Here is a 21389-nt window from a genome sequence, read left to right on the forward strand (position 1 = left end):
TCAGCCTTGCGGCTTCAGCACGGCCATCAATTCGCGCCATTCGCGTGCGCTTAAGCCCGAATTGGCCTGATCGACGGCTTCGCCCGCCAGCATGCGGCGGACCACCTTGATCGCAGTGGCGGAAAGGCTGGCGCCGCCGACGCGGTATTCCATGAAGGCATCATAGCACATGGGCACCCAGCGCTTGACCGTCTCCAGCATCGCCTCGGCATAGACGCGGATCTCGTACTGCGCGTGGCTGTCGGCACGCAGGCTGAGGAAATGCAGCAGGTTCAGCAGATCGGTCTTCCAGTACCACTGGGTATAGAAGTTCAGCGTCAGGTTCATGCGCGCCAGCTCGCGCGCCAGGCCCTGGCGGCTTTCGTCCTTCTTCGTGCCGTCCGGGTTTTCGTTCAGCATCTCCTCGTAGGAGGCATAGGACTGCATCGCATCGCGCTTGAGCAGTTCCAGCACCCGGGCCGCCTCGGCGCCGGTCAGCAGGTCGCCGCGGCCCTGGCGGTTGCTGGTCGACTGCGCCGCCAGCTGGTCGGGGGCGGGGATGTAGAATTCGTTGTCCAGGATCGAATAGCGGGCGGAATATTCGTTCACATTGGCGGTGCGATGGCGGATCCACTGCCGGGCGACAAAAATCGGCAGTTTTACGTGATACTTGATCTCGCACATCTCAAACGGCGTGGTGTGCCGGTGCCGCATCAGGTAGTTGATCAGCCCGCGATCCTCGCTGACCTTCTTGGTGCCGCGGCCATAGGAGACCCGAGCGGCCTGCACCACGGCGGAGTCGTCGCCCATATAGTCGATGACGCGGATGAAACCGTGATCCAGCACCGGGATGGCTTCGTACAGCACCTCTTCCAGCGCCGGGACGGTGGCACGGCGGGTGGTCTGGGTCTGGCTGCGCAGGGCGGCGATTTCGGCGGCCTGCTCCGGCGTCATGGTCATGGCGGCATTTCTCCGGCAACGAACCCGGCGACTCGGCGCCGGGCGAAAAAAGGCAGGCCGTTATAGACCGGCCACCCGAGTCCCAGAAAGGGCCTCAGGCGGCTCCAGGGGGCCTGCGGCGGCAAAAGCGGGGCCTTTGCCGGCGAAGGCTCAGCCGGGGCTTTAAAACCCGGCCGCTCCCCCCTACATTAACGGCGTCGGGCAACCGACTATGGCGATAAACGCTGTGTAGAATAGGCGTAATGGACCCGGGGGCAGTACCCGGCGCCTCCACCATGAATCCAGCCCATTGGCCGTTTCGGCAGCCGCTGGGTTGATGCTGGGGGCGAATCAGGCTCGACATGCGCAGTAAAGACGCAGTTTTCGCCCGGCATGATACCGCCGTTATCGGGTCACTCTAAAAGTGCCAACGACAATAGCGTTGCACTCGCTGCCTAATCGGTAAGCGCGGCTCGGGGGGCGCCGGGCAACAGAAGCCCCCCACTGCAAATCTCTTCTCCGCCGCGGCGAAATACCGCCGGCTGAGAGCTGCATTCCACCAAGAGATAATCCTGCTTGGAATTGAACCGCTTGGGGCGGAAGGGTAAAATGCCCCGAGTAAGCCCCGAGAAGATTAGTCATGGCCGGCAAATTGCTCGACTACAACCAGTTGGTGGAAACGGCGCTGCGCGGCGCGGTACGCGAGGCGCTGAAGCGCGTCGCAGAATTCGGCCTGCCGGGCAATCATCATTTCTACATCACCTTCCGCACCGATCATCCAGGCGTCGAGCTGCCCGACTATCTGCATGAGCGTTATCCCGAAGAGATGACCATCGTGCTGCAGCACCAGTATTGGGGACTGGAGCCGTCGGAGGATCAGTTCCAGGTCACGCTCAGCTTCAACAAGGTGCCGGAGCGGCTGGTCATTCCCTATGCGGCGATCACCGCTTTCGCCGATCCCAGTGTGCAATTCGGCCTGCAATTCCGCGTCGCGCCCGCCGAGGGCAGCGCCCGGCCTGCCTCTGCGGCCGCCTCCACCGCCGACAGCGACGCGGCGCCCGCCCGCAGCGCCGAGACGACGAATGGCGAGCCGGAGCGCAAGACCGGCGACGTCGTCGCGCTCGACGCTTTCCGCAAGAAGAAGACCTGACATGCCTTTGGCCCGTCCGGGCCATCCGATCATCCGCCAGCCGCTGGAGTGACCAATGCCCGAGTTCCTGTACGAGGATCTGTTTCCGCTTGCCAAGGACACGACGCCGTACCGCAAGCTGTCGAGCGATGGCGTCGAGGTGATCAAGGCCGGCGGCCGCGAAGTGCTGCAGGTTTCCGACAAGGCACTCAGCGATCTCACCTTCGCCGCGATGCGCGACATCGCGCATCTGTTCCGCCCCGGCCATCTGGCGCAGCTTCGCGCCATCCTCGATGACAAGGATGCCTCGCCTAACGATCACTTCGTCGCACTGGAGCTGCTCAAGAATGCCAATATCTCGGCGGGCATGGTGCTGCCGTCGTGCCAGGATACCGGCACGGCCATCGTGATCGGCAAGAAGGGCCAGTATGTCTGGACCTCGGGCAAGGACGAGGAGGCGATCAGCCGCGGCGTCTATCGCACCTATACCGAGACCAACCTGCGCTATTCGCAGCTCGCGCCGCTCTCCATGTTCGAGGAGAAGAATACCGGCACGAACCTGCCGGCGCAGATCGAGCTCTATGCCACCGACGGCGACGAGTACAAGTTCCTGTTCATGGCCAAGGGCGGCGGCTCGGCCAACAAGACCTTCCTGTATCAGCAGACGCCTGCCGTGCTGCGCGGCGAGAACCTGCTGAAGTTCCTGGATGCGCAGATCAAGACGCTGGGCACCGCGGCCTGCCCGCCGTATCACCTCGCCATCGTGATCGGCGGCCTGTCGGCTGAACTGAATCTGAAGACCGCCAAGCTGGCCTCGGCGCGTTACCTTGATGGCCTGCCGACCAAGGGCAGCCCCAGCGGCCATGCCTTCCGCGACATCGAGTTCGAGCAGAAGATTCTGGAGCTGACCCGCGTCAACGGCATCGGCGCGCAGTTCGGCGGCAAGTATTTCTGCCACGATGTGCGCGTGATCCGCCTGCCGCGCCATGGCGCTTCGATTCCGATCGGCATTGCAGTGTCCTGCTCGGCCGACCGTCAGGCGCTTGGCAAGATCACCCGCGAGGGCATCTTCCTCGAGCAGCTTGAAACCAATCCGGCGCAGTATCTGCCCGATCACGAGGACAAGCTCTCGACCGAGGTCGTGAAGGTCGACCTCAATCAGCCGATGAGCGAAATCCGCAAGCTGCTGTCGCAGTATCCGATCAAGACGCGACTGTCGCTCACCGGCACGCTGATCGTCGCCCGCGACCTGGCGCACCAGAAATTCGCTGAGCGCATCGAGAAGGGCCAGGGTCTGCCGGATTACGTGAAGAACCATCCGATCTACTATGCCGGCCCGGCGAAGACGCCAGATGGCATGCCGTCGGGTTCCTTCGGTCCGACCACGGCGGGCCGCATGGATTCCTACGTTGACCTGCTGATGGAACATGGCGGCGGCTATATCAGCCTTGCCAAGGGCAACCGCTCCAAGCAGGTGACCGAAGCCTGCAAGAAGTACGGCGGCTTCTATCTCGGCTCGATCGGCGGCCCGGCCGCCATTTTGGCCAAGAACAACATCAAGAAGGTCGAGCAGCTCGAATATCCTGAGCTCGGCATGGAAGCGGTGTGGAAGATCGAGGTTGAAGACTTCCCCGCCTTCATCATCGTCGACGACAAGGGTAACGACTTCTTCGCCAATCTGAGCTGAACGCTCTTCTATGGGCTTCTAATCCATGGCCCCGGGCTTGACCCGGGGCTTCTTTTTTGGGAGCGCAGCAGCGCTCACATGTCCAGCGGCTGGCCGTTCACGTCGTAGGCGAGATACAGCCCCAGCAGCATATCGACATGGCGGCCGTCATCGGCGAGCGGCAAGAGCAGGGCTTCCATGAAGCTGTAGGAATCGCTCACCTGCACCAGGCGCGGCCAGCGCCGCCACAGGCCTTCGCCGGCGGCAATCGCAGGCGCCAGGCGCTCCATCAGCGCCGAGACATCGGAGATTTCATCCGTGTAGCGGCCGGTGAGTTCGAGGCCGGTCCATTGCCGCAACGCCGTGCCGGCCAGTCGGAAGCGCAGCCGCAGGCGCGGCGTGTGCTCGATGTCATAGAGGCTGAGATAGGGCAGCAGCTTCGGCACTGCCGCAGGATCGAAATGCGCCCGTGCCGGCAGGCGGCCTTCGGGGGCGATGCTGCGCCAGTAATCGAACAACGCGCGATGACGTTCGTGCCAGGTCTCCGGCTGGAGTTCGGGCCCGATCTGTATCACGGGGGAAATGGCGTTGTTCAATAGACCGGCTCTTCCCTCATGGACTTCGGGTCAGCATCGGGCCGCAGATATTAACAAAGGCTTTCGCAGCGGCGCTGCGAAAAACCCTTACAGACCGAGATAAGCCTGCCGCACGCGGTCGTCATGCAGCAGCGCCTCGCCACTGCCATCCATCACGATGCGGCCATTCTCCAGCACATAGGCATGGTCCGCCAGTTTCAGCGACACGGCGACATTCTGCTCGACCAGGATCACCGTCAGGCCGCGCTCATGCAGCAGCTTGATGATGTGAAAGACTTCCTGCACCACGGCCGGCGCAAGGCCCAAGGACGGCTCATCGAACATGATCAATTCCGGCTGGCCCATCAGGCAGCGGCCGATCGCCAGCATCTGCTGCTCGCCGCCCGACATGGTGCCGGCCAGCTGATCGCGCCGTTCGGCAAGACGCGGGAAGAGGGAGAAGACCTCTTCCATCGTCGCCTTTTCCTTGCCGCGGGCGCGCGGCAGCAGGCTGCCCATCTGCAGGTTCTCGACCACCGTCAGGGTCGGGAAGATCTGACGGCCCTCGGCCACCTGACCGATGCCGAGATCGCAGACCTTGTAACTCGGCAGGCCGGCGATATCGGTGCCGTTATAGCGTATGCTGCCGCGACGCGGCTTCTCGATGCCGGCGATGGTGCGGATCAGGGTGGACTTGCCGGCGCCATTGGCGCCGATGATGGCGACGATGCTGCCGCGCGGCACTTCCAGCGAGACGCTATCCAGCGCCTGCGCATCGCCATAGAAGACGTCGATATCGGACAGGCTGAGGCTCATACTTCGGCCTCCTCGCCGAGATAGCATTCCAGAACTGCGGGATCGCGCACCACCTCTTCCGGCGCGCCCCGGGCGATGACCTGGCCATGATGCAGCACCACCACCTGCTGCGACAGCGCCATCACGGCGCGCATCACGTGCTCGATCAGCAGAATGGTGACGCCCTGGCGGTTGAGTTCTTTGAACACGGCGACCATCTGATCCGTCTCGGTGGGCCGCAGGCCGGCCATCACCTCATCCAGCAGCAGAAGCTTCGGCTCGGTGGCCAGTGCGCGCGCCACTTCCAGGCGCTTGCGCTCAGGCAGCGTCAGTTGCGCGGCCGGCTGATCGCGCTTGTCCAGCATGCCGAGGCGATCGAGAACCGCTTCCGCCTTGCGCCGCGCTACCCGCACATCCGGCTCGGTGCGCAGCGCGCCGACGATCACGTTCTGCAGGGCGGTGAGCTCCTTGAACGGCTTGACGATCTGGAAGGTGCGGCCGATGCCGGCATGGCAGATCAGGTCGGGCCGCAGGCCATCGATGCGGCGGCCTTCGAAGCTGATGCTGCCTTCATCAGGCTTGAAGACGCCGGCGATCATGTTGAAGCAGGTCGTCTTGCCGGCGCCGTTCGGGCCGATCAGGCTGACGATGCTGCCCTGCGGCACGGTCAGGCTGGCGGCCGAGACCGCGCGCAGGCCGCGGAAGCTTTTCGAGATGCCGTCAACGGTCAGGAGATGCGCGCTCATGAGTGATCTCCCAGGCCGAGGCGCTTGCGCAGGGGCGGCCAGATGCCGTTCGGCAGATAGATGATCACGACCAGCAGGCACAGGCCGTAGAAGACCTGCTTGATGCCTGGAATGTCATAGCCCAGCGCATGCATGATCTCGGTCACGCTTTCGGCCAGCACGGTCAGCACCACAGCGCCGAGGATCGGCCCGAACAGCGAGCCGATGCCGCCGATGATCGGGCCAAGGATCAGCTCGATCGAACGGCTCATGCTGAAGATCTGCTCAGGAAACAGATTGTTGTAATAGAAGGCGAAGAACACGCCGCTTAAGGCCGTCATGCCCGCCGAGATGGCGACCGCGATCATCTTGTAGCGGAAGACGTTGATGCCAAGCGTCTGCGCGGCCTCGGGCTCTTCGCGGATCGCCAGCCAGTAATAGCCGATGCGGCCGGTCAGCAGCCAGCGGCAGAACAGGAAGGCCAGCACGGTGATGGCGAGCAGGATGTAATAGAACATCACCGGCGCGCCGCGCAGGTTCAGCGGATCGTTCACGCTGTATTGTGTCACCGGGAGGAAGAAGCCGCCCGAGCCGTTGACCCAGTCGAAATGGTCGAAGCCGACGCGGGTGAACTCGGCAAAGGCGATGGTCAGCAGTGCGAAGTAGACGCCGCTGATGCCGAACCGGAACGCCAGGAAGCCGATGAACAGGCCGCAGGCTACCGAGATCAGGATGGCAAGCCATACGCCGGCCCAGGGGCCGATGCCGAAATGCACATAAAGGGCGGCGGCGGTATAGGCCGCGACGCCGACATAGAGCGAATGCCCGAGGCTGAGCTGGCCGGCGAAACCCATCATCACGTTCCAGGCCTGGCCGGTATAGGCGAAATACAGCACCAGGATCAGGATCGAGAGGATATAGCCATCGACCAGCAATGGCGCGACCAGCAGCAGCGCCAGGAACAGGCCAAGCAGGATGAGCGCGCGCCGCGGCACGCCGTCGACAAGGCGGGAGATCATATTTTACGCCCTAACAGGCCTTGCGGCCGGAATAGCAGAACGAGGATGAGGATGCCGACGCCAAACATGGTCTTGGCCGACGGCGCGAAGAACAGGCCGGACATGGCTTCCGACAGGCCGATCAGCACGCCGCCCAGCAGCGCGCCGGGCATCGAGCCAAGGCCGCCGATGATGACGATGACAAAGGCCTGGAGCGTGAAGGCCGGTCCCAGATTCGGTGTGGTGTCGATCAGCAGGGTCATCATGGCGCCAGCGGCGCCGACGCAGGCCGAGCCGATGCCGAAGGTGAGCGCGTAAAGCTTTTTCACATTCAGGCCGACCACCAGCGCGCCGAGATAGTTGTCGGCGCAGGCGCGGATGGCGCGGCCGGTGCGGGTCAGCTTGAAGAAGGCGAACAGGCCGGCGGCGATGAGCAGCGCCAGCGCGGCGGTGATGACGCGCACCTTGTCGACCAGCAGCGGCCCGATCTCGATGGAATCGAGCGCGTAATCGACCAGCACGTTGCGGGCATCGGGGCCGAAGATCATCAAAAGGCCGTTGACCATGATGATGGCGACGGCAGCCAGCAGGATGAACTGGCTGTGCTCCGGCCGGTTGATGAAGGGATTGATCAGCACCGCCTGCAACATATAGCCGACGGCGAAGAGAATGACGGCGATCGGCACCATCGCCACCAGGGGATCGATGTTCCAGGCGCCGAAGGCGACGATCGCGGCATAGCTCGCGATCGTCATCATCTCGCCATGGGCAAAATTGACCACGCGCACGACACCGAAGATGACCGACAGGCCAAGGGCCATCAGGCCATAGACCAGTCCGGTCAGGATGCCCTGTACGGCAACAGTGAAAACAAGTTCGATGGGCATCTGCTTCGAAATTCCGTGCGCGTGGTCTGTTACGGTTTACCGCTTGCTCCAGCTCTGCAGCGGCAGGGCAAGATTGTCTTCCGCGATTTCGAGCGGCAGCACAACCTTCGGCCGCTGGTCGAGGTTCTGCAGGGTGACAGAGCGGATGTTGACGTTCTGACCCTTGGCATCGAACTCCAGGGTGCCGCCGGCCATGACGTGGTTCTCGATCTTGGTCTGGCGGATCGCGTCGGCCAGCTCCTTGCCATTGGCGGTCTTGGCCCGGTTGAAGGCGTCGACGGCCACCATGACAGCCTCGAAGGAGAAGCCGACATTGAGCTCGAACATCTCGTTCTTGTAGGCCTTGGTGAATTCGTCGAGCAGCTTCTGCGTGATCGAGGAGCGCGGGTTGTACCACGGCACGTTCGTGATCATGCCGTTCGAGAACTTGCCCAGCGTCTTGTAGAACTGGCCCTCGTAGAAGCCGGGGGCGCCGGGGCTCATGATGATCTTCGGCTCCCAGCGCTGCTTGATCATTTCGCGCACGATCAGGATGGCGTCGTTCAGACGGGTGACCGGCATCACCATCTCGGCACCGGTTGCCTTGGCCTTGGCCACCTCGACCGAAAGGTCTTTGGCCTGCGGGTCATAGGAAATCGTTTCGACGATCTGGAAGGGCAGGTTGAAGCGCGGTGCCATCGCCTTGATCGCACCGGCCATCGACTGGCCGAAAGTGTCGTTGCAGTGCATGAAGACGGCGGTCTTCGGCGTGATGCCGCTCTTCTCGAAGACGCCCTTCATCAGGTTGAGGCCGTCGCCGACCAGCATCGGCGCGGTCGGGAAGTTGCGGAACACGAACTTGTAGCCCTGCTCGGTGATCTGCGGCGCGGCAGCCACGTTGACGATGTAGGGCACGCCCTTCTGCTCGGCGACCTGGGCGATGGCCGCGGACTGGCCGCTGTCGAACGCGCCGATCAGCACCTGGGCGCCGTCATTGATCAGCTTCTCGGCGCGGCTGCGGGCGATGTCGACGTTGGATTCGGTATCCGCGCTCATGATCTCGACTTCGGCATTCATGCCGAGCTGCTTCAGCACCCGCGGCGCGATGTCGATGCCGCGCTGGCAGGCGAGGCCGAGCTGGGCCTGATAGCCCGAGCGCGGATGGATCGAGCCGATCTTCAGCGCCTTGGGCTGGGCGCGGACGATGTTGAACGGCGCACTGCCGGCAAGCAGCGCGGCGCTTGCCGCTGTCCCGGCGGCGAATTGGCGGCGGGTAATCTTGGTGGTCATGGTCTCTCCTCCCTCGATAGGATTGCTCGACGACCGGCGCGTGCCTCGCTGCGGGCCGGCCGTTTCTGGCGCGACGAAATGGGACTGTCGCCCGGCGCGGACGGATTGTCCGTTCCGGCGTTGCCGCGCGTCGCCGGCGCGGCAATGAACTTGTGCAGCAGTTTCATCAGCATGCGGTGTTCTTCCGAAGTGAACACCGCATTCATGATCTTGTCATGGGCCTGGACGCGGGCGATGAGGCTGCTCATGCGCTCGCGGCCTTCGCGGGTCAGGAACAGGCTGTAGGCGCGGCGATCATGCGGATCGGCGCGGCGCTCGACGAGCCCCAGGCGCTCCAGGCGATCCACCATGGTCATGGCGCCGGACCGCGCCACGCCAAGCGCCTCACCGAGCCGGCTTTGCTGAAGGCCGGGATTGCGTTCGACCAGGATCAGGGCGGAGTAGAGAGACGGACTGATGCCGGTATCGCCGAGGCGGGCATAGAAGTCGTCCCACACGCGCAATTGCGCGAGCCGCAGCAGATAACCGACATGATTGGGAAGACTGCCATAATCGACGGAAGCGACGCCCGCCTTGCCGGCCGCCAGACCAGCCGGCCGCCTGCTGGCGCCCTTCAGCTGCGCGGCTCTGGCCTGCGCGGCTTTGGGCTGTGCCCCTGGCGCTGCGTTGCGCGGCATCGCGGTGTCATCCTCCCTGGACCCCGGCCTTGCTGCGGCCAGTGGTATTTCCCGGCAGATTGTAGCGATTCATAATTGTAATGCAAGAATACTAAATTCGCCCGCGGCCCGTTTCGCGCGATGCCGTCTGCGGGTTGTCATAAGGGGTCATGATGGAGCGCTAAGATTCAAACACCTTGGCACCGGCCTGCACGGCCTAGCGACCCGGCCGGATCAACGTTCCCGCCTAGACCGGCCTTTTTTGTCTGTGGATAGAAGCGCGGAATGCGGCCGAGATCAACCGGCAGGGGCGGTGGAATCAACAGTCGCCGCATCACGGTGCGCGGCGGTCCAGTCCGCTGCGGCGGCTGGGACGGCGGCGGCGCTCCTGGCGCGTCGGCTCAGCGGGACGAAAGCGGCGGTCGGGCTGGCGCCGGCGTTCTCCCTGACGGCGGCGGTCCGGGCCGATATAGTTGGTGGTGGTGATGAAGCGGCGCGGCACCTGCAGCACGCGCATCAGGCGCAGCATCAGCGTTTCGACCGAAAGCGGCTTGACCACCACCTCATGCACGCCGGCATCGCGGGCGGCCATCACCAGCGCCGCATCGGGCGCCTCGGCCATCAGAATGATTGGCAGCTTGCGCAGATCGCCCTTGTCGCGGCGCAGACGCCGCGTCAGGGCCAGGCCGTTGCCGCCCGGCAGCCTGTAATCCAGCAGCAGAAGGTTTGGCTGCTGCTGCACGATCTGGCGCATGGCTTCGGCCGTGTTGCCGGCCAGCAGGATCACCGGGAAGCCCATGCCCAGCAGCACGTCGCGCAAGGCGCGGCGCAAGGAACGGTTGCCCTCGGCCACCAGGATGGTCGCCGTGCGGAAGACGCTGGGATCGATGCGGCGGTGCAACGTCATGGAAGCTGGCGGAACCGGATTTCGGTTCCGCCAGCATCGCCGCAAGGCGGTTAAGAAAGGCTTGTTGGGAAATCGTGCGGGGCAACGCCCCGCAGCGATCAGTCGCGCAGAAGCTCGTTGATCGAGGTCTTCGAGCGGGTCTGGGCGTCGACGCGCTTGACGATTACGGCGCAATACAGCGACGGGCCCGGCTGGCCGTTGGGCAGCGGCTTGCCCGGCAGGCTGCCCGGCACCACCACCGAATAGGCCGGCACGCGGCCCTGGAAGACCTCGCCCGTGGTGCGGTCGATGATCTTGGTCGAAGCGCCGAGATAGACGCCCATGGAGAGCACCGAGCCTTCCTCGACGATCACGCCTTCCGCCACTTCGGAGCGGGCGCCGATGAAGCAGTTGTCCTCAATGATCACCGGATTGGCCTGCAGCGGCTCCAGCACACCGCCGATGCCGGCGCCGCCGGAGAGATGCACGTTCTTGCCGATCTGCGCGCAGGAGCCGACGGTGGCCCAGGTATCGACCATCGTGCCGCTATCCACATAGGCGCCGAGATTGACGAAGCTCGGCATCAGCACGACGCCCGGCGCGATATAGGCGGCGCGGCGCACGATTGCACCCGGCACGGCGCGGAAGCCGGCGCCGCGAAAACGCTGCTCGCTCCAGCCAGCGAATTTCGATGGCACCTTGTCGAACCAGTGCGCGCCGCCCGGCGCATCCGAGATCAGCATGTTGTCGGTGAGGCGGAAGCTGAGCAGCACGGCCTTCTTGGCCCACTGGTTCACTTCCCACTTGCCGTCGATCTTCTCGGCGACGCGCAGCTTGCCGTCGTCGAGCGCGGTCAGCGTGGCTTCGACGGCATCGCGGATCTCGCCTTTGGTGCTGAAATTGACCTGATCGCGAGCCTCCCAGGCCTTTTCGATGACGGGCTGGAGCTGGGTCTTGAGCGCGGCGTCGGTCATGGGATTTCCCTCGGGCAATACGGTGAAACGGCGGTGGAATGCGGAAAAACCGCGAGACAATAGCCGCAGGGCCTCTTTAGTCAACCGGCAGGCTGGCTAGGAAGGCAGTCAGGTCGGGCGCCACATGGTGGATATGGCTGTGGTCGTCGTTATCCGGCCGCGACCAGGATTCGGAGGTCGGCACCCAGATGGTGGTCATGCCCAGGGCGGCGGCCGGTTTCAGGTTACGCGCCATGTCTTCCACCATGACGGCGCGCTGCGGCGGGATGCCATGCAGGTCCAGCATCCGGCGATAGGGCGTCTCCTGCGGCTTTGGCAGGTATTCGGAGGCGACGATGTCGAACACCGTGTCGAAATGGCTGCCGATGCCGATGCGGTCCAGCACGCGCCTGGCATGCGCCACCGTGCCGTTGGTGTAGATGATCTTGCGGCCGGGCAGGCGGCGCAGGGCGGCATCCAGTTCGGGCATCTCAGGCACCACCGAGACGTCGATGTCATGCACGTATTCCAGAAAGCCCAGCGGATCGATGCCGTGTTCGACCATCAGGCCGCGCAGCGTCGTGCCATGGCGGTTGAAGAAGCCTTTCTGGCGGCTTTTGGCTTCGTCCAGGCTGATGCCGAAATGATCGCAGATGAACTGGCCCATGCGTTCGTCGATCTGGGCGAACAGGTTGCATTGGGCGGGATAAAGCGTGTTGTCGAGGTCGAAAACCCACATTTCCGCGCGCGCCAGGGCGGCGCCGGAAAGCGGGGTTTGCGCAAGACTAAAAAGGGGTGGTCGGGCGTCTGTCATCACGGTTTCGCAAAATACTGCCTTCCGTCTAAGATAGCGAGCATTCGCGGGTCTTGGAGCGCTGCGTCGTCGTGGAGAAAACAGAAGCAGGGAAGGGGCAGGCGGTGGCTTCGGCCTTCGCGCCTGAGGCGTTGATCCCGACCTTTCCCGGTCCGGCCGTATTGTTCGACGCACAAGACGGCGTCGTGCAGGCCAATGCGGCGGCTGCGCCGCTGGTGAGTGTGCTGGCGGATGGCAAGCTGCCGGCCTTGTCGGCCACCATTGATGCAGCCTTGAAGGACGGTAAGCCGCGCCAGGAACGCGTCGACCTGCCGCCGGGGCCCCCTGGCAATGCTGCCGCGCTGCAGCTCACCTTGCTGCCCGATGCAGCAACCGGCCAGTTGCTGCTGCTGGGGCGCGACGCCACGCTGGAACGCAACCTGATCCAGGCGCTGATGCAGTCGCGCCAGCTGTTCAAGGATCTGGTGACCTGCTCGACCGATTTCGCCTGGGAGACCAAGCCGGACGGACGCTTCGGTTTCGTCTCGCCGCGCGGCGCGCTGGGCTACACGGCGCGGGAGCTGGAAGGCAGCGATGCGCGCGCTCTCGCCGCGCCGGACGAGCCGGAGACGCCGGCGCCGAGCGTCTGGCCCTTCGCTGCCAAGACGCCGCTGGAAGCCATCGAGGTGTTCCTGCGCCGCAAGGACGGCAGCATCGGCTGTTTCGAGGTGTCCTGCCTGCCAGTGCGGGATGCCAGCGGCCAGTGGCTGGGCGCGCGTGGTGTCGCCCGCGACGTGACGGAAGCGCGCGAACGCGTCGATGCGCTGCGCCGCGCTCACAAGAAGCTCAACAAGCTGGCCAATACCGACGGCCTGACCGGGCTGCTGAACCGCCGCGCCTTCCTGGCCGAGCTGGAGAAGCGGCTGGCGCGGCATTTGCGTAACAAGCTGCGCGGCACCCTGATTTATTTCGACCTCGACAATTTCAAGAAGGTCAACGACGTGCGCGGCCATCAGGCGGGCGACGATGTGCTGAAAGCGGTGGCCGAGATCGTGCAGCGCACCTTGCGCGTGGTCGATCTGGCCTCACGCATCGGCGGCGACGAATTCCTGATCTGGCTGGAGGAAAGCAACCGCGGTGCGGCCGAATCGATTGCGCACCGCCTGCATGAGGCCGCTGCGGAACTGGACCGCCAGTATGGCGTCGAAGGCTTTCCGCTCGGCTTCTCCATCGGCGCGGTCTTCTCGCGGCTGGACCGGCTGGAGACCACGGAAGCCTTGATCAGCCGCGCCGATGAGGCGATGTATACCGCCAAGAAGGGCGGCAAGGGCCGCAGCTTCATCGCCGACTTGCCCGATGCGGGCAGCGAGGCTGCCGCATGAGTGACAAGACCAGCAGCGGAAAAGGTTTGGATTACGAAAAGGCCAAGGCGCTTGCGGCCTCGCCCGATCCTGCCGTGCGCCTGCAACTCGCCAGGCGGCAGGATACCCAGCCAGAAATTCTCTATTACCTCGCGGTGGACCAGGCCGAGGAAGTGCGCCGCGCCATCGCCGAGAACGAGGCAACGCCGGCGCAGGCGCATCTGCTGCTGGCCAATGACGCTTCCGAGGAAGTGCGCCATCGCCTGGCCGAGAAAGTCGCGCGGCTGTTGCCCGATCTGCCGGTCGACGAGGCCAACAAGGCGCGTGAATACGCGATCCAGACTTTGGAACTGCTGGCGCGCGATGAACTGACCCGCATCCGCGCCGCTTTGTCGGAAGCGCTGAAGGCTGCCGACAATGTGCCGCATCACATCGTCAAGCAGCTGGCGAAGGATGTCGAACTGATCGTTTCGGCGCCAGTGCTGCAATTCTCGCCTCTGCTGACGGACGACGATCTGCGCGAGATCGTCGCCACTGCTGCGCAATCGGGCGCATTGGCGGCGATTGCCCGTCGCGTCGGCCTTTCGGCGGGCGTGTCGGATGCGATCGCCTCCACCCGCGACGTTTCGGCGGTGGCAGCGCTGCTTGCCAATGACTCTGCCCAAATCCGCGAGGAGACGCTGGATCTCATCCTTGACGCCGCGCCCAGCATCGAGCCCTGGCACGAGCCGCTGGTGCAGCGGCCGAACCTGCCCGGCAAGGCGGCCAAGCGCATTGCCGGTTTCGTGGCTTCCTCATTGCTCACACGTCTGGCCGACCGCACCGATCTGCCCGCCGATACCCTGGCCGAAATCCGGCACGTCATGGAAGAACGCCTGGACGTGAAGCTGGAGGACGAGTCTGAGCCGCCCAAGAACAAGAAGAAGGGCGAGGAGATACGCTCGGAACAGTCGCCGATGGAGGTGGCAGAAGCCCGGGTGCGGGAACTGATCAAGGCCGGCAAGCTCGACAGCGACGTCGTGCAGGAAGCCATCGAGCGCAACGACCGCAATTTCGTGCTGCAGGCGCTGATCCAGAACGGCCGCATTCCGCTTTCGGTGATTCAGAAGACGTTCGAGTCGCGCAACGGCCGTTTGATCACGGCGCTGGTCTGGCGCGCGAAATTCAGCATGCGCACGGCAGTGATGATCCAGCGCGACCTGGCGAAAGTGCCGCCGCGCATGATGCTCAATGCCCGCAACGGCACGGACTATCCGATGGGCAAGCCGGAGCTGGAAGAGCAGCTCAGGATTTTGGGGTTGTAAGGCCCCCCAGCATGACGCTGCTAAGGCGTTATGCTGCACTCTCGTCGATCACCCGCAGCACCTGCTTCTGCTGCTCGCGCAGTTGCAGCAATTGCGCCGCCGTGGCGATGGCGATTTCGCCAGGATGCTTGCCGGAGATGCCGCCGATGCCAATCGGGCAGGTAAGCTTCGCGATCTGATCTTCCGGGATGCCAAGCTCGCGGAAGCGTTTCTCGAACCGCGCGCGCTTGGTGGTGGAGCCGATCAGGCCGATATAGGCAAAGCGATTCTCCTGCAGCGCCTTGGCCGCAATGCCGAGATCGAGCGCATGGCTGTGCGTCATGATCAGCAGCCAGGCGCCATCGGGCAAGGTTGCGACGTCGCGTTCCGGCGCATTGGTGACCTCAACCTCCACGCCTGGTGGCACATGATCGGGGAAGGCATCCGGCCGCGGGTCGAACCAGCGTATCCGGCAAGGCAGTGCCGACAGCACCTGCACTATGGCTTTTCCGACATGGCCGGCGCCGAACAGGGCGACGGTGAAAAGATCCGGCCGCTGCGGCTCGAACAGCAAAGTGACGTGGCCGCCGCAGCATTGGCCCAAAGCCGGGCCGAGCGGGAATTTGCGCAGGCTCGGGCCCTGTTTGGCGGCGAGCATATGCCGCGCGATCTCAATGGCGCGGAATTCCAGCGTGCCGCCGCCGATGGTGCCCACCGTATCGTCGGGCGTGACAACCATCTTGGTGCCGGCCTCGCGCGGCGCTGAACCATCGACGGCAGCAATGGTGACCAGCACGGCGCCGATGCCGCGGCGTTCGCATTCACTCAGCGCATTCAGCCAGGCCGAAGTCATTTCGCCGCTACCGGGATGGATGCAGCCGCGGCCTTGCGTGCGGCTTCGATGGCCAGCAGCACGCGTTCGGGCGTTGCTGGCGCATCGAGATGCACAGGCTTGCCCGCTGCGGCGGAGGCTGCGTCCTTCAGGGCGAGCCAGGCGGAAATCGCCAGCATGAACGGCGGCTCGCCCACGGCCTTGGAACGGAAGATGGTATTGGCCGGATTGGCGCGGCCGGAGACGAGCTGCACGCGGAAATCGTCCGGCAGGTCGCGTGCGGTGGGAATCTTGTAGGTGCTGGGCGCATGGGTGCGCAGCCGGCCTTTTTCGTCCCACCACAGCTCTTCCATGGTAAGCCAGCCCAGGCCCTGCAGATAGCCGCCCTCCACCTGACCCAGATCGATGGCCGGATTGAGCGAGTTGCCGCAATCGTGCAGCAGGTCTGCGCGGGTAAAGCGGTATTCCCCCGTCAGCGTGTCCAGCAGCACCTCGGTCGCGGCGACGCCATAAGCGAAGTAATAGAAGGGCTGGCCCTTGCCGCTCTCGCGGTCAAAATGAATCTCCGGCGTGGCATAGAAGCCGGCAGCGGAAAGCGGCACGCGCGCCAGATAGGCCTTGTGCACCACATCGCCGAAATCGAGCGACTGGCCGCCGCCGCTGACCCTGCCATCCGCAAAGACGATCTGCTCCGCCGGAACCTTCAGCTCATGCGCGGCCACCTCGGCCAGACGCTGCCGCAGCGTAAGCGCGGCCTGTTCCGCTGCCTTGCCGTTGAGGTCAGCGCCCGACGATGCAGCGGTGGCAGAAGTGTTCGGTACCTTGTCGGTGCGCGTCGCGGTGATGCGGATGCGATGAAGGTCAATGCCAAGCACTTCGGCGACGACCTGCGCCACTTTGACATAGAGGCCCTGGCCCATCTCGGTGCCGCCATGATTGACCTGTACCGAGCCATCTTCATAGATCAGCACCAGCGCGCCGGCCTGGTTGAGGAAGGTGGCGGTGAAGGAGATGCCGAATTTGACCGGCGTCACCGCCAGGCCTTTTTTCAGATAGGGGCTTTGCGCGTTGAACGCGGCAATCTCTTCGCGGCGACGGCGATAATTGCTGGAGGCCAGCAGCTCGTCGAAAAGTTCGGGCAGGATATTGTCGGTGACGGTCTGGTAATAGGGCGTGACGTTGCGCGCCGTCTTTCCGTAGAGATTGGCCAGCCGCACCTCCAGCGGATCGCGCCCTAAATAACGTGAGATCTCATCGACCACATACTCCGTCGCCGCCATGCCCTGTGGCCCACCGAAGCCGCGGAAAGCTGTATTCGAGACGGTATTGGTCTTGCAGCTCAGGCCGGTGATCGTCACATCCGGGATGTAGTAGCTGGAATCGGCATGGAAGACGGCCCGGTCAACCACGGCGCCGGTGAGATCCGCCGCCCAGCCGCCGCGGCCTGCCAGCAGCAGATCATAGCCGAGGATGCGGCCATCGGAATCAAAGCCGACCTCGTAACGCACCAGGAAATCATGCCGCTTGCCGGTGGCGATCATGTCCTCGTCACGGTCCAGCCGCAGCTTCACCGGCCGCTGCGTGCGCTGCGCCAGCACGGCGGCGATGCAGGCGAATTGCGCAGCCTGCGTCTCCTTGCCGCCGAAGCCGCCGCCCATGCGCCGGCATTCCACTGTGATGCTGTGCTGCGACTTGCCCAGCACGCGGGCGACCAGCTTCTGCACCTCACTCGGATGCTGGGTCGAGCAATGCACGAAGACATCGCCATCCTCGCGCGGCTCGACCAACGAGACCTGGCCTTCCAGATAGAAATGATCCTGGCCGCCGAGCCGAAGCTCACCCCTCAGGCGATGCGGCGCTTTGGCAATCGCCGCTCTCGCATCGCCGCGCTTCAGGACGGAAGGCGGCATCAGCAGGGAATTCTTCTCGATGGCTTCAGAAAGATCGAGGATTGCGGGCAGGTCTTCGTATTCGACCTTGATCAGCCTGGCTGCGCGGCGTGCGGTGGCGAGATCGACGGCGGCGACGGCGGCAATCGGCTGGCCGTGGAATTCGACCACATCCTTCGCCAGCACCGGCTCTGGCCGGATGATCGGCGCGATGTCGGGATCGCCGGGCACATCGGCGACGGTAATGATGGCGCGCACGCCAGCCAGGCCGCGCGCTGCCGAAAGATCAATGCTTTTGATCCGCGCGTGGGTGCGCTCGCTCAGATGCAGGGCCGCATGCAGCAGGCCTTCCGGCTCAGGCAGGTCGTCGATGTAGCGCGCCGTGCCGGCCACATGCCTGCGCGCGCTGTCATGCGCGATGGGCTTGTTGGCGATCAGCGTTTTCTGCACGGTCATGTTCTGCGCAGTCATTCGGCGGCCTCCACGCCGATCTTCCGGCCTTCGTTGACCTCCAGGCAGAACTTGCGCAGCAGGTTCTGCGCCGCCAGCAGGCGGTATTCAGCCGAGGCGCGCATGTCGCTCAGCGGCGTGAAATCCTCAGCCAAGGCCGACACCGCAGGTTCGATCTCGGAAGGGGTGAAGCGCTTGCCGATCAGCGCTGCTTCGGTCTTGCGGGCGCGGGCGGGCACCGCCGCCATGCCGCCGAAGCCGATCCGCGCGCCGGCGATGCTGCCGCCATCCAGCATGACTTGGAAAGCGCCCAGCACGGCGGAGATGTCCTGATCGAAGCGCTTCGACAGCTTGTAGACGGCGAAGCGGCTCTCAGGCTTGGGCTTTATCACCGTCACGCTCTCGACGAATTCACCGGGCTGCAGCGCCGTCTTGCGATAGCCAAGATAGAAATCCTCCAGCGCCAGCTGCCGCTGCCCCGCCTGGCTGCGCAGGTTCACCGAGGCGCCAAGGGCAATCAGCGCCGGCATGCTGTCGCCGATGGGCGAGCCATTGGCGATATTGCCGCCCAGTGTTCCGGAATTGCGGATCTGCACCGAGCCCAGCCGCCGCAGCATGCGGGCGAAATCGGGATGCAGGCTTTCGATGGCGGCGAAGGCGTCGGTGAAGGTCACGCCGGCGCCGATCTCGATGCGGTCGCCATGATCCTCGATCCGCTGCAGTTCCTTCACGCGGCCGAGATAGACGATGCTGCGCGGCGCGCGCTGCTGCTTGGTGATCCATAGGCCCACATCGGTGCCGCCGGCGAGAAGCCAGGTCTCGCCCTGCGGCAGCTTGGTCAGGACGTCGGTCAGTTCATCCAGATTGCGCGGCGCGATGAAATCGCCTGACGGTGTCGATTGCCACAGCATGCGCCGCCGCTTCAGGCTGTTGAGCTGCTCCAGCAACTCGGCTTCTGCTTGGTCGAAGCGGTCGGTTGTCGCGTAGCCGAACATGCGGCGGCCGGCTTCCAGAATCGGCCGGTAGCCGGTGCAGCGGCAGAGATTGCCGGCCAGCGCATCCTTCAGGCTGGCATCGTCGGCGGCATCGCGCTGATGGAAATAGGCGAACAGCGACATGACGAAGCCCGGCGTGCAGAAGCCGCATTGCGAGCCATGGGCATCGACGATCGCCTGCTGCACGGGATGCAGCGTTTCGCCATCGGCAAGGTCGTCGACGGTGAACAGCGCTTTGCCGTCGATCTGGTGCACCAGCAGGATGCAGGCATTGACCGCGCGATAGCGCGGACGTCCGTCTTCGGTCGCCTCAGCCAGGACCACCGTGCAGGCGCCGCAATCGCCCTCGGCGCAGCCTTCCTTGCTGCCGGTGCGGCCCATGGTAAGTCGGAGATACTCCAGGAGTGTGGCGGTGTGCGGGACTTCGCGGCCCACCGTGACCACCTGCCCGCGCGAGATGAACCGAACGGGGTCGGACATGGCACACTCCCAATCCGCCCGGCATAAGCCGGCCGGGCCGGTTCACGTTAGCAAATCGCTTTACGATATCAACTCGCCGCGGAAGGCCCAGCCGGTCATGCGGCGCTCGAACCAGACCGCGACCGCGTACATCAGCACGCCCATCACCGCCACCACGATCAGGCCGGAGAAGACCAGCGGCACGTTGTAGCTCGAGGAGGCCGACAGCATCAGGTAGCCGATGCCCTCGTTCGAGGCGACCGTCTCGGCGATCACCGAACCGACGAAGGCCAGCGTGATGGCGATCTTCAGCGAAGCGAAAAGGTAGGGCATCGCGCGCGGAAGTCCAATCTTGGTCAGGATTTCCATCTTGGTGGCCCCCAGCGAGCGCAGCACGTCGCGCAATTCCGGCTCGATGGTGGCAAGGCCGGTGGCGACGTTCACCACGATGGGGAAGAAGGAAATCACGAAGGCGGTGATGATCGCCGGCACCGTGCCGATGCCGAACCAGATCACCAGCACCGGCACGATGGCGACCTTCGGGATCGAGTTGAAGCCGATCAGCACCGGATAAAGGCCGTTATAGACCAGCTTGGAAGCGCCGATGGCGATCCCGAGCAGCGCACCGCCGACCACGCCGAGTGCGAAGCCGGCGGTGGTGGTGAACAGCGTCTGCAAGGAATGATGCAGAATCTGCGGCGCGAACTGCACCGTGGTCTCGAACACCAGGCTCGGGCGCGGCAGGATGAAAGGCTCGACGCCGGTGACGATGCACAGGGCTTCCCAGAAGACGAACAGGCCGATGGTCACCAGCCAGGGCATCGCGCGCTGCAAGGCTTTCTCGCTGGTCACGACACCCTCACTTCATGAATATGGTCGCGCAGTTCGTGCACGATGGCGCCGAAATGCGGCTCGAAGGTCGTTTCCAGCGTGCGCGGATGGGCGATGTCGACCTTCTTGGTCAGGATCACCTTGCCTGGTCGCTTGCTCATCACGAAAACCTTGTCGGCGAGATAGACGGCCTCGCGCAGATCGTGGGTGATCAGGATCGCGGTGAAGCGCTTTTCCATCCACAGATTCTGCATCACCGCCCAAAGCTCTTCGCGGGTGAAGGCATCCAGCGCGCCGAAGGGCTCGTCCAGCATCAGAAGCCGCGGGTCGTGGATGATGGCACGGCACAGATTGGCGCGCTGCTGCATGCCGCCCGATAACTGCCAGGGATACTTGTCGGCGAAATCCGCAAGGCCGACGGTTTTCAGCAGCGACATGGCGCGCTCGATATAGGCCTTCTTGTTACGGCGCAGATTGCGCTTGTGCGGCTCGACGATTTCCAGCGGCAGCATCACGTTTTCCAGCGTGGTGCGCCAGGGCAGCAGGGTCGAGTTCTGAAACGCCATGCCGACGCCCTGCACGGGGCCGCGCACCGGCTTGCCGCCGATGGTGATATTGCCGGCCGTGGTGTTCAGAAGACCGGTGACCAGTTTCATCAGGGTGGACTTGCCGCAGCCCGAAGGGCCAACCACGGCGACGAACTCGCCTTCTTCGATATCGAGGGACAGATCCTCGACGGCCAGTGTCTTTTCCTCGGCGAGTTCATAAACCAGGCTGACGCCGTCGATCTTTACGAAAGCCGGTCCCTGCATTACGCCCATTCCGCACCAAGGCGCATGGCGAGGGCCAGCGCATTACGGCCACACCGCTTAACGGCGCAGCCGCATTCCACTACCATTACGTTCATGATGCGACCTGTCCCCCTGGTCCCGAACTTCTGCGGCTGCGGATTAGTGTTCCTTCGTGCCGCATATGGAAGAATTGTAAACACTGTTGCCGCAAAATTGTAAACAGTTTTTGGCTGCCCGTTTTCTGGGCA

The 21389-nt window shown here is 64.1% G+C and carries 20 protein-coding genes and 1 other RNA gene; 5 read left to right on the plus strand and 16 right to left on the minus strand.

The window, feature by feature from the left end; all coding sequences use genetic code 11:
- Positions 1 to 939, minus strand: a complete 939-nt coding sequence (gene thyX / locus Q0603_RS05870; protein WP_298723422.1) for an FAD-dependent thymidylate synthase — start codon at positions 937 to 939, stop codon at positions 1 to 3.
- 157 nt (positions 940 to 1096) lie between these two features.
- Between thyX and ssrA the strand changes: the two genes are divergently transcribed.
- The 3 genes from ssrA to Q0603_RS05885 all read left to right on the plus strand — a co-directional run bounded on the left by ssrA (position 1097) and on the right by Q0603_RS05885 (position 3734).
- Positions 1097 to 1424, plus strand: a transfer-messenger RNA (tmRNA) gene (gene ssrA, locus Q0603_RS05875).
- 134 nt (positions 1425 to 1558) lie between these two features.
- Complete coding sequence (locus tag Q0603_RS05880) at positions 1559 to 2068, plus strand: ClpXP protease specificity-enhancing factor SspB (RefSeq protein WP_298723425.1); 510 nt, start codon at positions 1559 to 1561, stop codon at positions 2066 to 2068.
- A gap of 55 nt (positions 2069 to 2123) precedes the next feature.
- Positions 2124 to 3734, plus strand: coding sequence for a fumarate hydratase (locus Q0603_RS05885; RefSeq protein ID WP_298723428.1), 1611 nt, complete (start codon positions 2124 to 2126; stop codon positions 3732 to 3734).
- A gap of 74 nt (positions 3735 to 3808) precedes the next feature.
- Here the strand turns inward: Q0603_RS05885 and Q0603_RS05890 are convergent, their stop codons facing one another.
- The 10 genes from Q0603_RS05890 to Q0603_RS05935 all read right to left on the minus strand — a co-directional run bounded on the left by Q0603_RS05890 (position 3809) and on the right by Q0603_RS05935 (position 12196).
- On the minus strand, positions 3809 to 4288 hold the full coding sequence (locus Q0603_RS05890) for a PAS domain-containing protein (RefSeq protein WP_298723433.1): 480 nt from the start codon (positions 4286 to 4288) through the stop codon (positions 3809 to 3811).
- Positions 4289 to 4396: 108 nt separating this feature from the next.
- On the minus strand, positions 4397 to 5104 hold the full coding sequence (locus Q0603_RS05895) for an ABC transporter ATP-binding protein (protein ID WP_298723436.1): 708 nt from the start codon (positions 5102 to 5104) through the stop codon (positions 4397 to 4399).
- Positions 5101 to 5829, minus strand: coding sequence for an ABC transporter ATP-binding protein (locus tag Q0603_RS05900; RefSeq protein ID WP_298723439.1), 729 nt, complete (start codon positions 5827 to 5829; stop codon positions 5101 to 5103). Before Q0603_RS05900 ends, Q0603_RS05895 begins: the two co-directional genes overlap by 4 nt.
- Positions 5826 to 6827, minus strand: coding sequence for a branched-chain amino acid ABC transporter permease (locus Q0603_RS05905; protein WP_298723442.1), 1002 nt, complete (start codon positions 6825 to 6827; stop codon positions 5826 to 5828). Before Q0603_RS05905 ends, Q0603_RS05900 begins: the two co-directional genes overlap by 4 nt.
- Positions 6824 to 7693 (minus strand): branched-chain amino acid ABC transporter permease, encoded by an 870-nt coding sequence (locus Q0603_RS05910; RefSeq protein ID WP_298723445.1) that lies wholly within the window; start codon positions 7691 to 7693, stop codon positions 6824 to 6826. Before Q0603_RS05910 ends, Q0603_RS05905 begins: the two co-directional genes overlap by 4 nt.
- 36 nt (positions 7694 to 7729) lie before the next feature.
- Entirely contained in the window at positions 7730 to 8962 is a 1233-nt protein-coding gene (locus Q0603_RS05915) for an ABC transporter substrate-binding protein (RefSeq protein WP_298723448.1), read from the minus strand.
- Positions 8959 to 9639 carry a MarR family winged helix-turn-helix transcriptional regulator gene (locus tag Q0603_RS05920; protein ID WP_298723453.1) on the minus strand — a complete coding sequence of 227 codons (681 nt, stop codon included), beginning with the start codon at positions 9637 to 9639 and terminating at the stop codon, positions 8959 to 8961. The genes Q0603_RS05915 and Q0603_RS05920 overlap by 4 nt, the downstream gene beginning before the upstream one ends.
- Before the next feature lie 313 nt (positions 9640 to 9952).
- Entirely contained in the window at positions 9953 to 10525 is a 573-nt protein-coding gene (locus tag Q0603_RS05925) for a response regulator (RefSeq protein ID WP_298723456.1), read from the minus strand.
- A 98-nt stretch (positions 10526 to 10623) separates the two neighbouring features.
- Complete coding sequence (gene dapD, locus Q0603_RS05930) at positions 10624 to 11478, minus strand: 2,3,4,5-tetrahydropyridine-2,6-dicarboxylate N-succinyltransferase (protein WP_298723458.1); 855 nt, start codon at positions 11476 to 11478, stop codon at positions 10624 to 10626.
- Between the two features lie 76 nt (positions 11479 to 11554).
- A complete protein-coding gene (locus Q0603_RS05935; protein ID WP_298723461.1) occupies positions 11555 to 12196 on the minus strand; it encodes a pyrimidine 5'-nucleotidase in 642 nt (213 codons plus the stop codon).
- A gap of 146 nt (positions 12197 to 12342) precedes the next feature.
- Between Q0603_RS05935 and Q0603_RS05940 the strand changes: the two genes are divergently transcribed.
- Complete coding sequence (locus tag Q0603_RS05940; RefSeq protein ID WP_298723464.1) at positions 12343 to 13632, plus strand: sensor domain-containing diguanylate cyclase; 1290 nt, start codon at positions 12343 to 12345, stop codon at positions 13630 to 13632.
- Entirely contained in the window at positions 13629 to 14915 is a 1287-nt protein-coding gene (locus Q0603_RS05945; protein WP_298723467.1) for a DUF2336 domain-containing protein, read from the plus strand. The genes Q0603_RS05940 and Q0603_RS05945 overlap by 4 nt, the downstream gene beginning before the upstream one ends.
- A 28-nt stretch (positions 14916 to 14943) precedes the next feature.
- Here Q0603_RS05945 and xdhC read toward each other — a convergent pair whose 3' ends face one another.
- Genes xdhC through Q0603_RS05970 form a run of 5 tightly spaced genes read right to left on the minus strand, consistent with a single transcriptional unit; the run spans position 14944 to position 21162 of the window.
- On the minus strand, positions 14944 to 15747 hold the full coding sequence (gene xdhC, locus Q0603_RS05950; protein WP_298723471.1) for a xanthine dehydrogenase accessory protein XdhC: 804 nt from the start codon (positions 15745 to 15747) through the stop codon (positions 14944 to 14946).
- On the minus strand, positions 15744 to 18086 hold the full coding sequence (gene xdhB, locus Q0603_RS05955; RefSeq protein ID WP_298723474.1) for a xanthine dehydrogenase molybdopterin binding subunit: 2343 nt from the start codon (positions 18084 to 18086) through the stop codon (positions 15744 to 15746). The genes xdhC and xdhB overlap by 4 nt, the downstream gene beginning before the upstream one ends.
- Complete coding sequence (xdhA, locus tag Q0603_RS05960; protein ID WP_298723477.1) at positions 18083 to 19540, minus strand: xanthine dehydrogenase small subunit; 1458 nt, start codon at positions 19538 to 19540, stop codon at positions 18083 to 18085. Before xdhA ends, xdhB begins: the two co-directional genes overlap by 4 nt.
- Positions 19541 to 19600: 60 nt before the next feature.
- On the minus strand, positions 19601 to 20371 hold the full coding sequence (locus Q0603_RS05965; protein WP_298723480.1) for an ABC transporter permease: 771 nt from the start codon (positions 20369 to 20371) through the stop codon (positions 19601 to 19603).
- Complete coding sequence (locus tag Q0603_RS05970) at positions 20368 to 21162, minus strand: ABC transporter ATP-binding protein (protein WP_298723483.1); 795 nt, start codon at positions 21160 to 21162, stop codon at positions 20368 to 20370. Before Q0603_RS05970 ends, Q0603_RS05965 begins: the two co-directional genes overlap by 4 nt.
- Positions 21163 to 21389 lie beyond the last annotated feature (227 nt).

The sequence above is a fragment of the uncultured Ferrovibrio sp. genome, from assembly GCF_937960835.1.
Classification (GTDB): domain Bacteria; phylum Pseudomonadota; class Alphaproteobacteria; order Ferrovibrionales; family Ferrovibrionaceae; genus Ferrovibrio.

Bases quoted from the DNA above. Each gene is read 5' to 3' on its own strand.
- thyX (WP_298723422.1), bottom strand. From the start codon at position 939: ATGACCATGACGCCGGAGCAGGCCGCCGAAATCGCCGCCCTGCGCAGC.
- Q0603_RS05880 (WP_298723425.1), top strand. From the start codon at position 1,559: ATGGCCGGCAAATTGCTCGACTACAACCAGTTGGTGGAAACGGCGCTG.
- Q0603_RS05885 (WP_298723428.1), top strand. From the start codon at position 2,124: ATGCCCGAGTTCCTGTACGAGGATCTGTTTCCGCTTGCCAAGGACACG.
- Q0603_RS05895 (WP_298723436.1), bottom strand. From the start codon at position 5,104: ATGAGCCTCAGCCTGTCCGATATCGACGTCTTCTATGGCGATGCGCAG.
- Q0603_RS05900 (WP_298723439.1), bottom strand. From the start codon at position 5,829: ATGAGCGCGCATCTCCTGACCGTTGACGGCATCTCGAAAAGCTTCCGC.
- Q0603_RS05905 (WP_298723442.1), bottom strand. From the start codon at position 6,827: ATGATCTCCCGCCTTGTCGACGGCGTGCCGCGGCGCGCGCTCATCCTG.
- Q0603_RS05910 (WP_298723445.1), bottom strand. From the start codon at position 7,693: ATGCCCATCGAACTTGTTTTCACTGTTGCCGTACAGGGCATCCTGACC.
- Q0603_RS05915 (WP_298723448.1), bottom strand. From the start codon at position 8,962: ATGACCACCAAGATTACCCGCCGCCAATTCGCCGCCGGGACAGCGGCA.
- Q0603_RS05920 (WP_298723453.1), bottom strand. From the start codon at position 9,639: ATGCCGCGCAACGCAGCGCCAGGGGCACAGCCCAAAGCCGCGCAGGCC.
- Q0603_RS05925 (WP_298723456.1), bottom strand. From the start codon at position 10,525: ATGACGTTGCACCGCCGCATCGATCCCAGCGTCTTCCGCACGGCGACC.
- dapD (WP_298723458.1), bottom strand. From the start codon at position 11,478: ATGACCGACGCCGCGCTCAAGACCCAGCTCCAGCCCGTCATCGAAAAG.
- Q0603_RS05935 (WP_298723461.1), bottom strand. From the start codon at position 12,196: ATGTGGGTTTTCGACCTCGACAACACGCTTTATCCCGCCCAATGCAAC.
- Q0603_RS05945 (WP_298723467.1), top strand. From the start codon at position 13,629: ATGAGTGACAAGACCAGCAGCGGAAAAGGTTTGGATTACGAAAAGGCC.
- xdhC (WP_298723471.1), bottom strand. From the start codon at position 15,747: ATGACTTCGGCCTGGCTGAATGCGCTGAGTGAATGCGAACGCCGCGGC.
- xdhB (WP_298723474.1), bottom strand. From the start codon at position 18,086: ATGACTGCGCAGAACATGACCGTGCAGAAAACGCTGATCGCCAACAAG.
- xdhA (WP_298723477.1), bottom strand. From the start codon at position 19,540: ATGTCCGACCCCGTTCGGTTCATCTCGCGCGGGCAGGTGGTCACGGTG.
- Q0603_RS05970 (WP_298723483.1), bottom strand. From the start codon at position 21,162: ATGCAGGGACCGGCTTTCGTAAAGATCGACGGCGTCAGCCTGGTTTAT.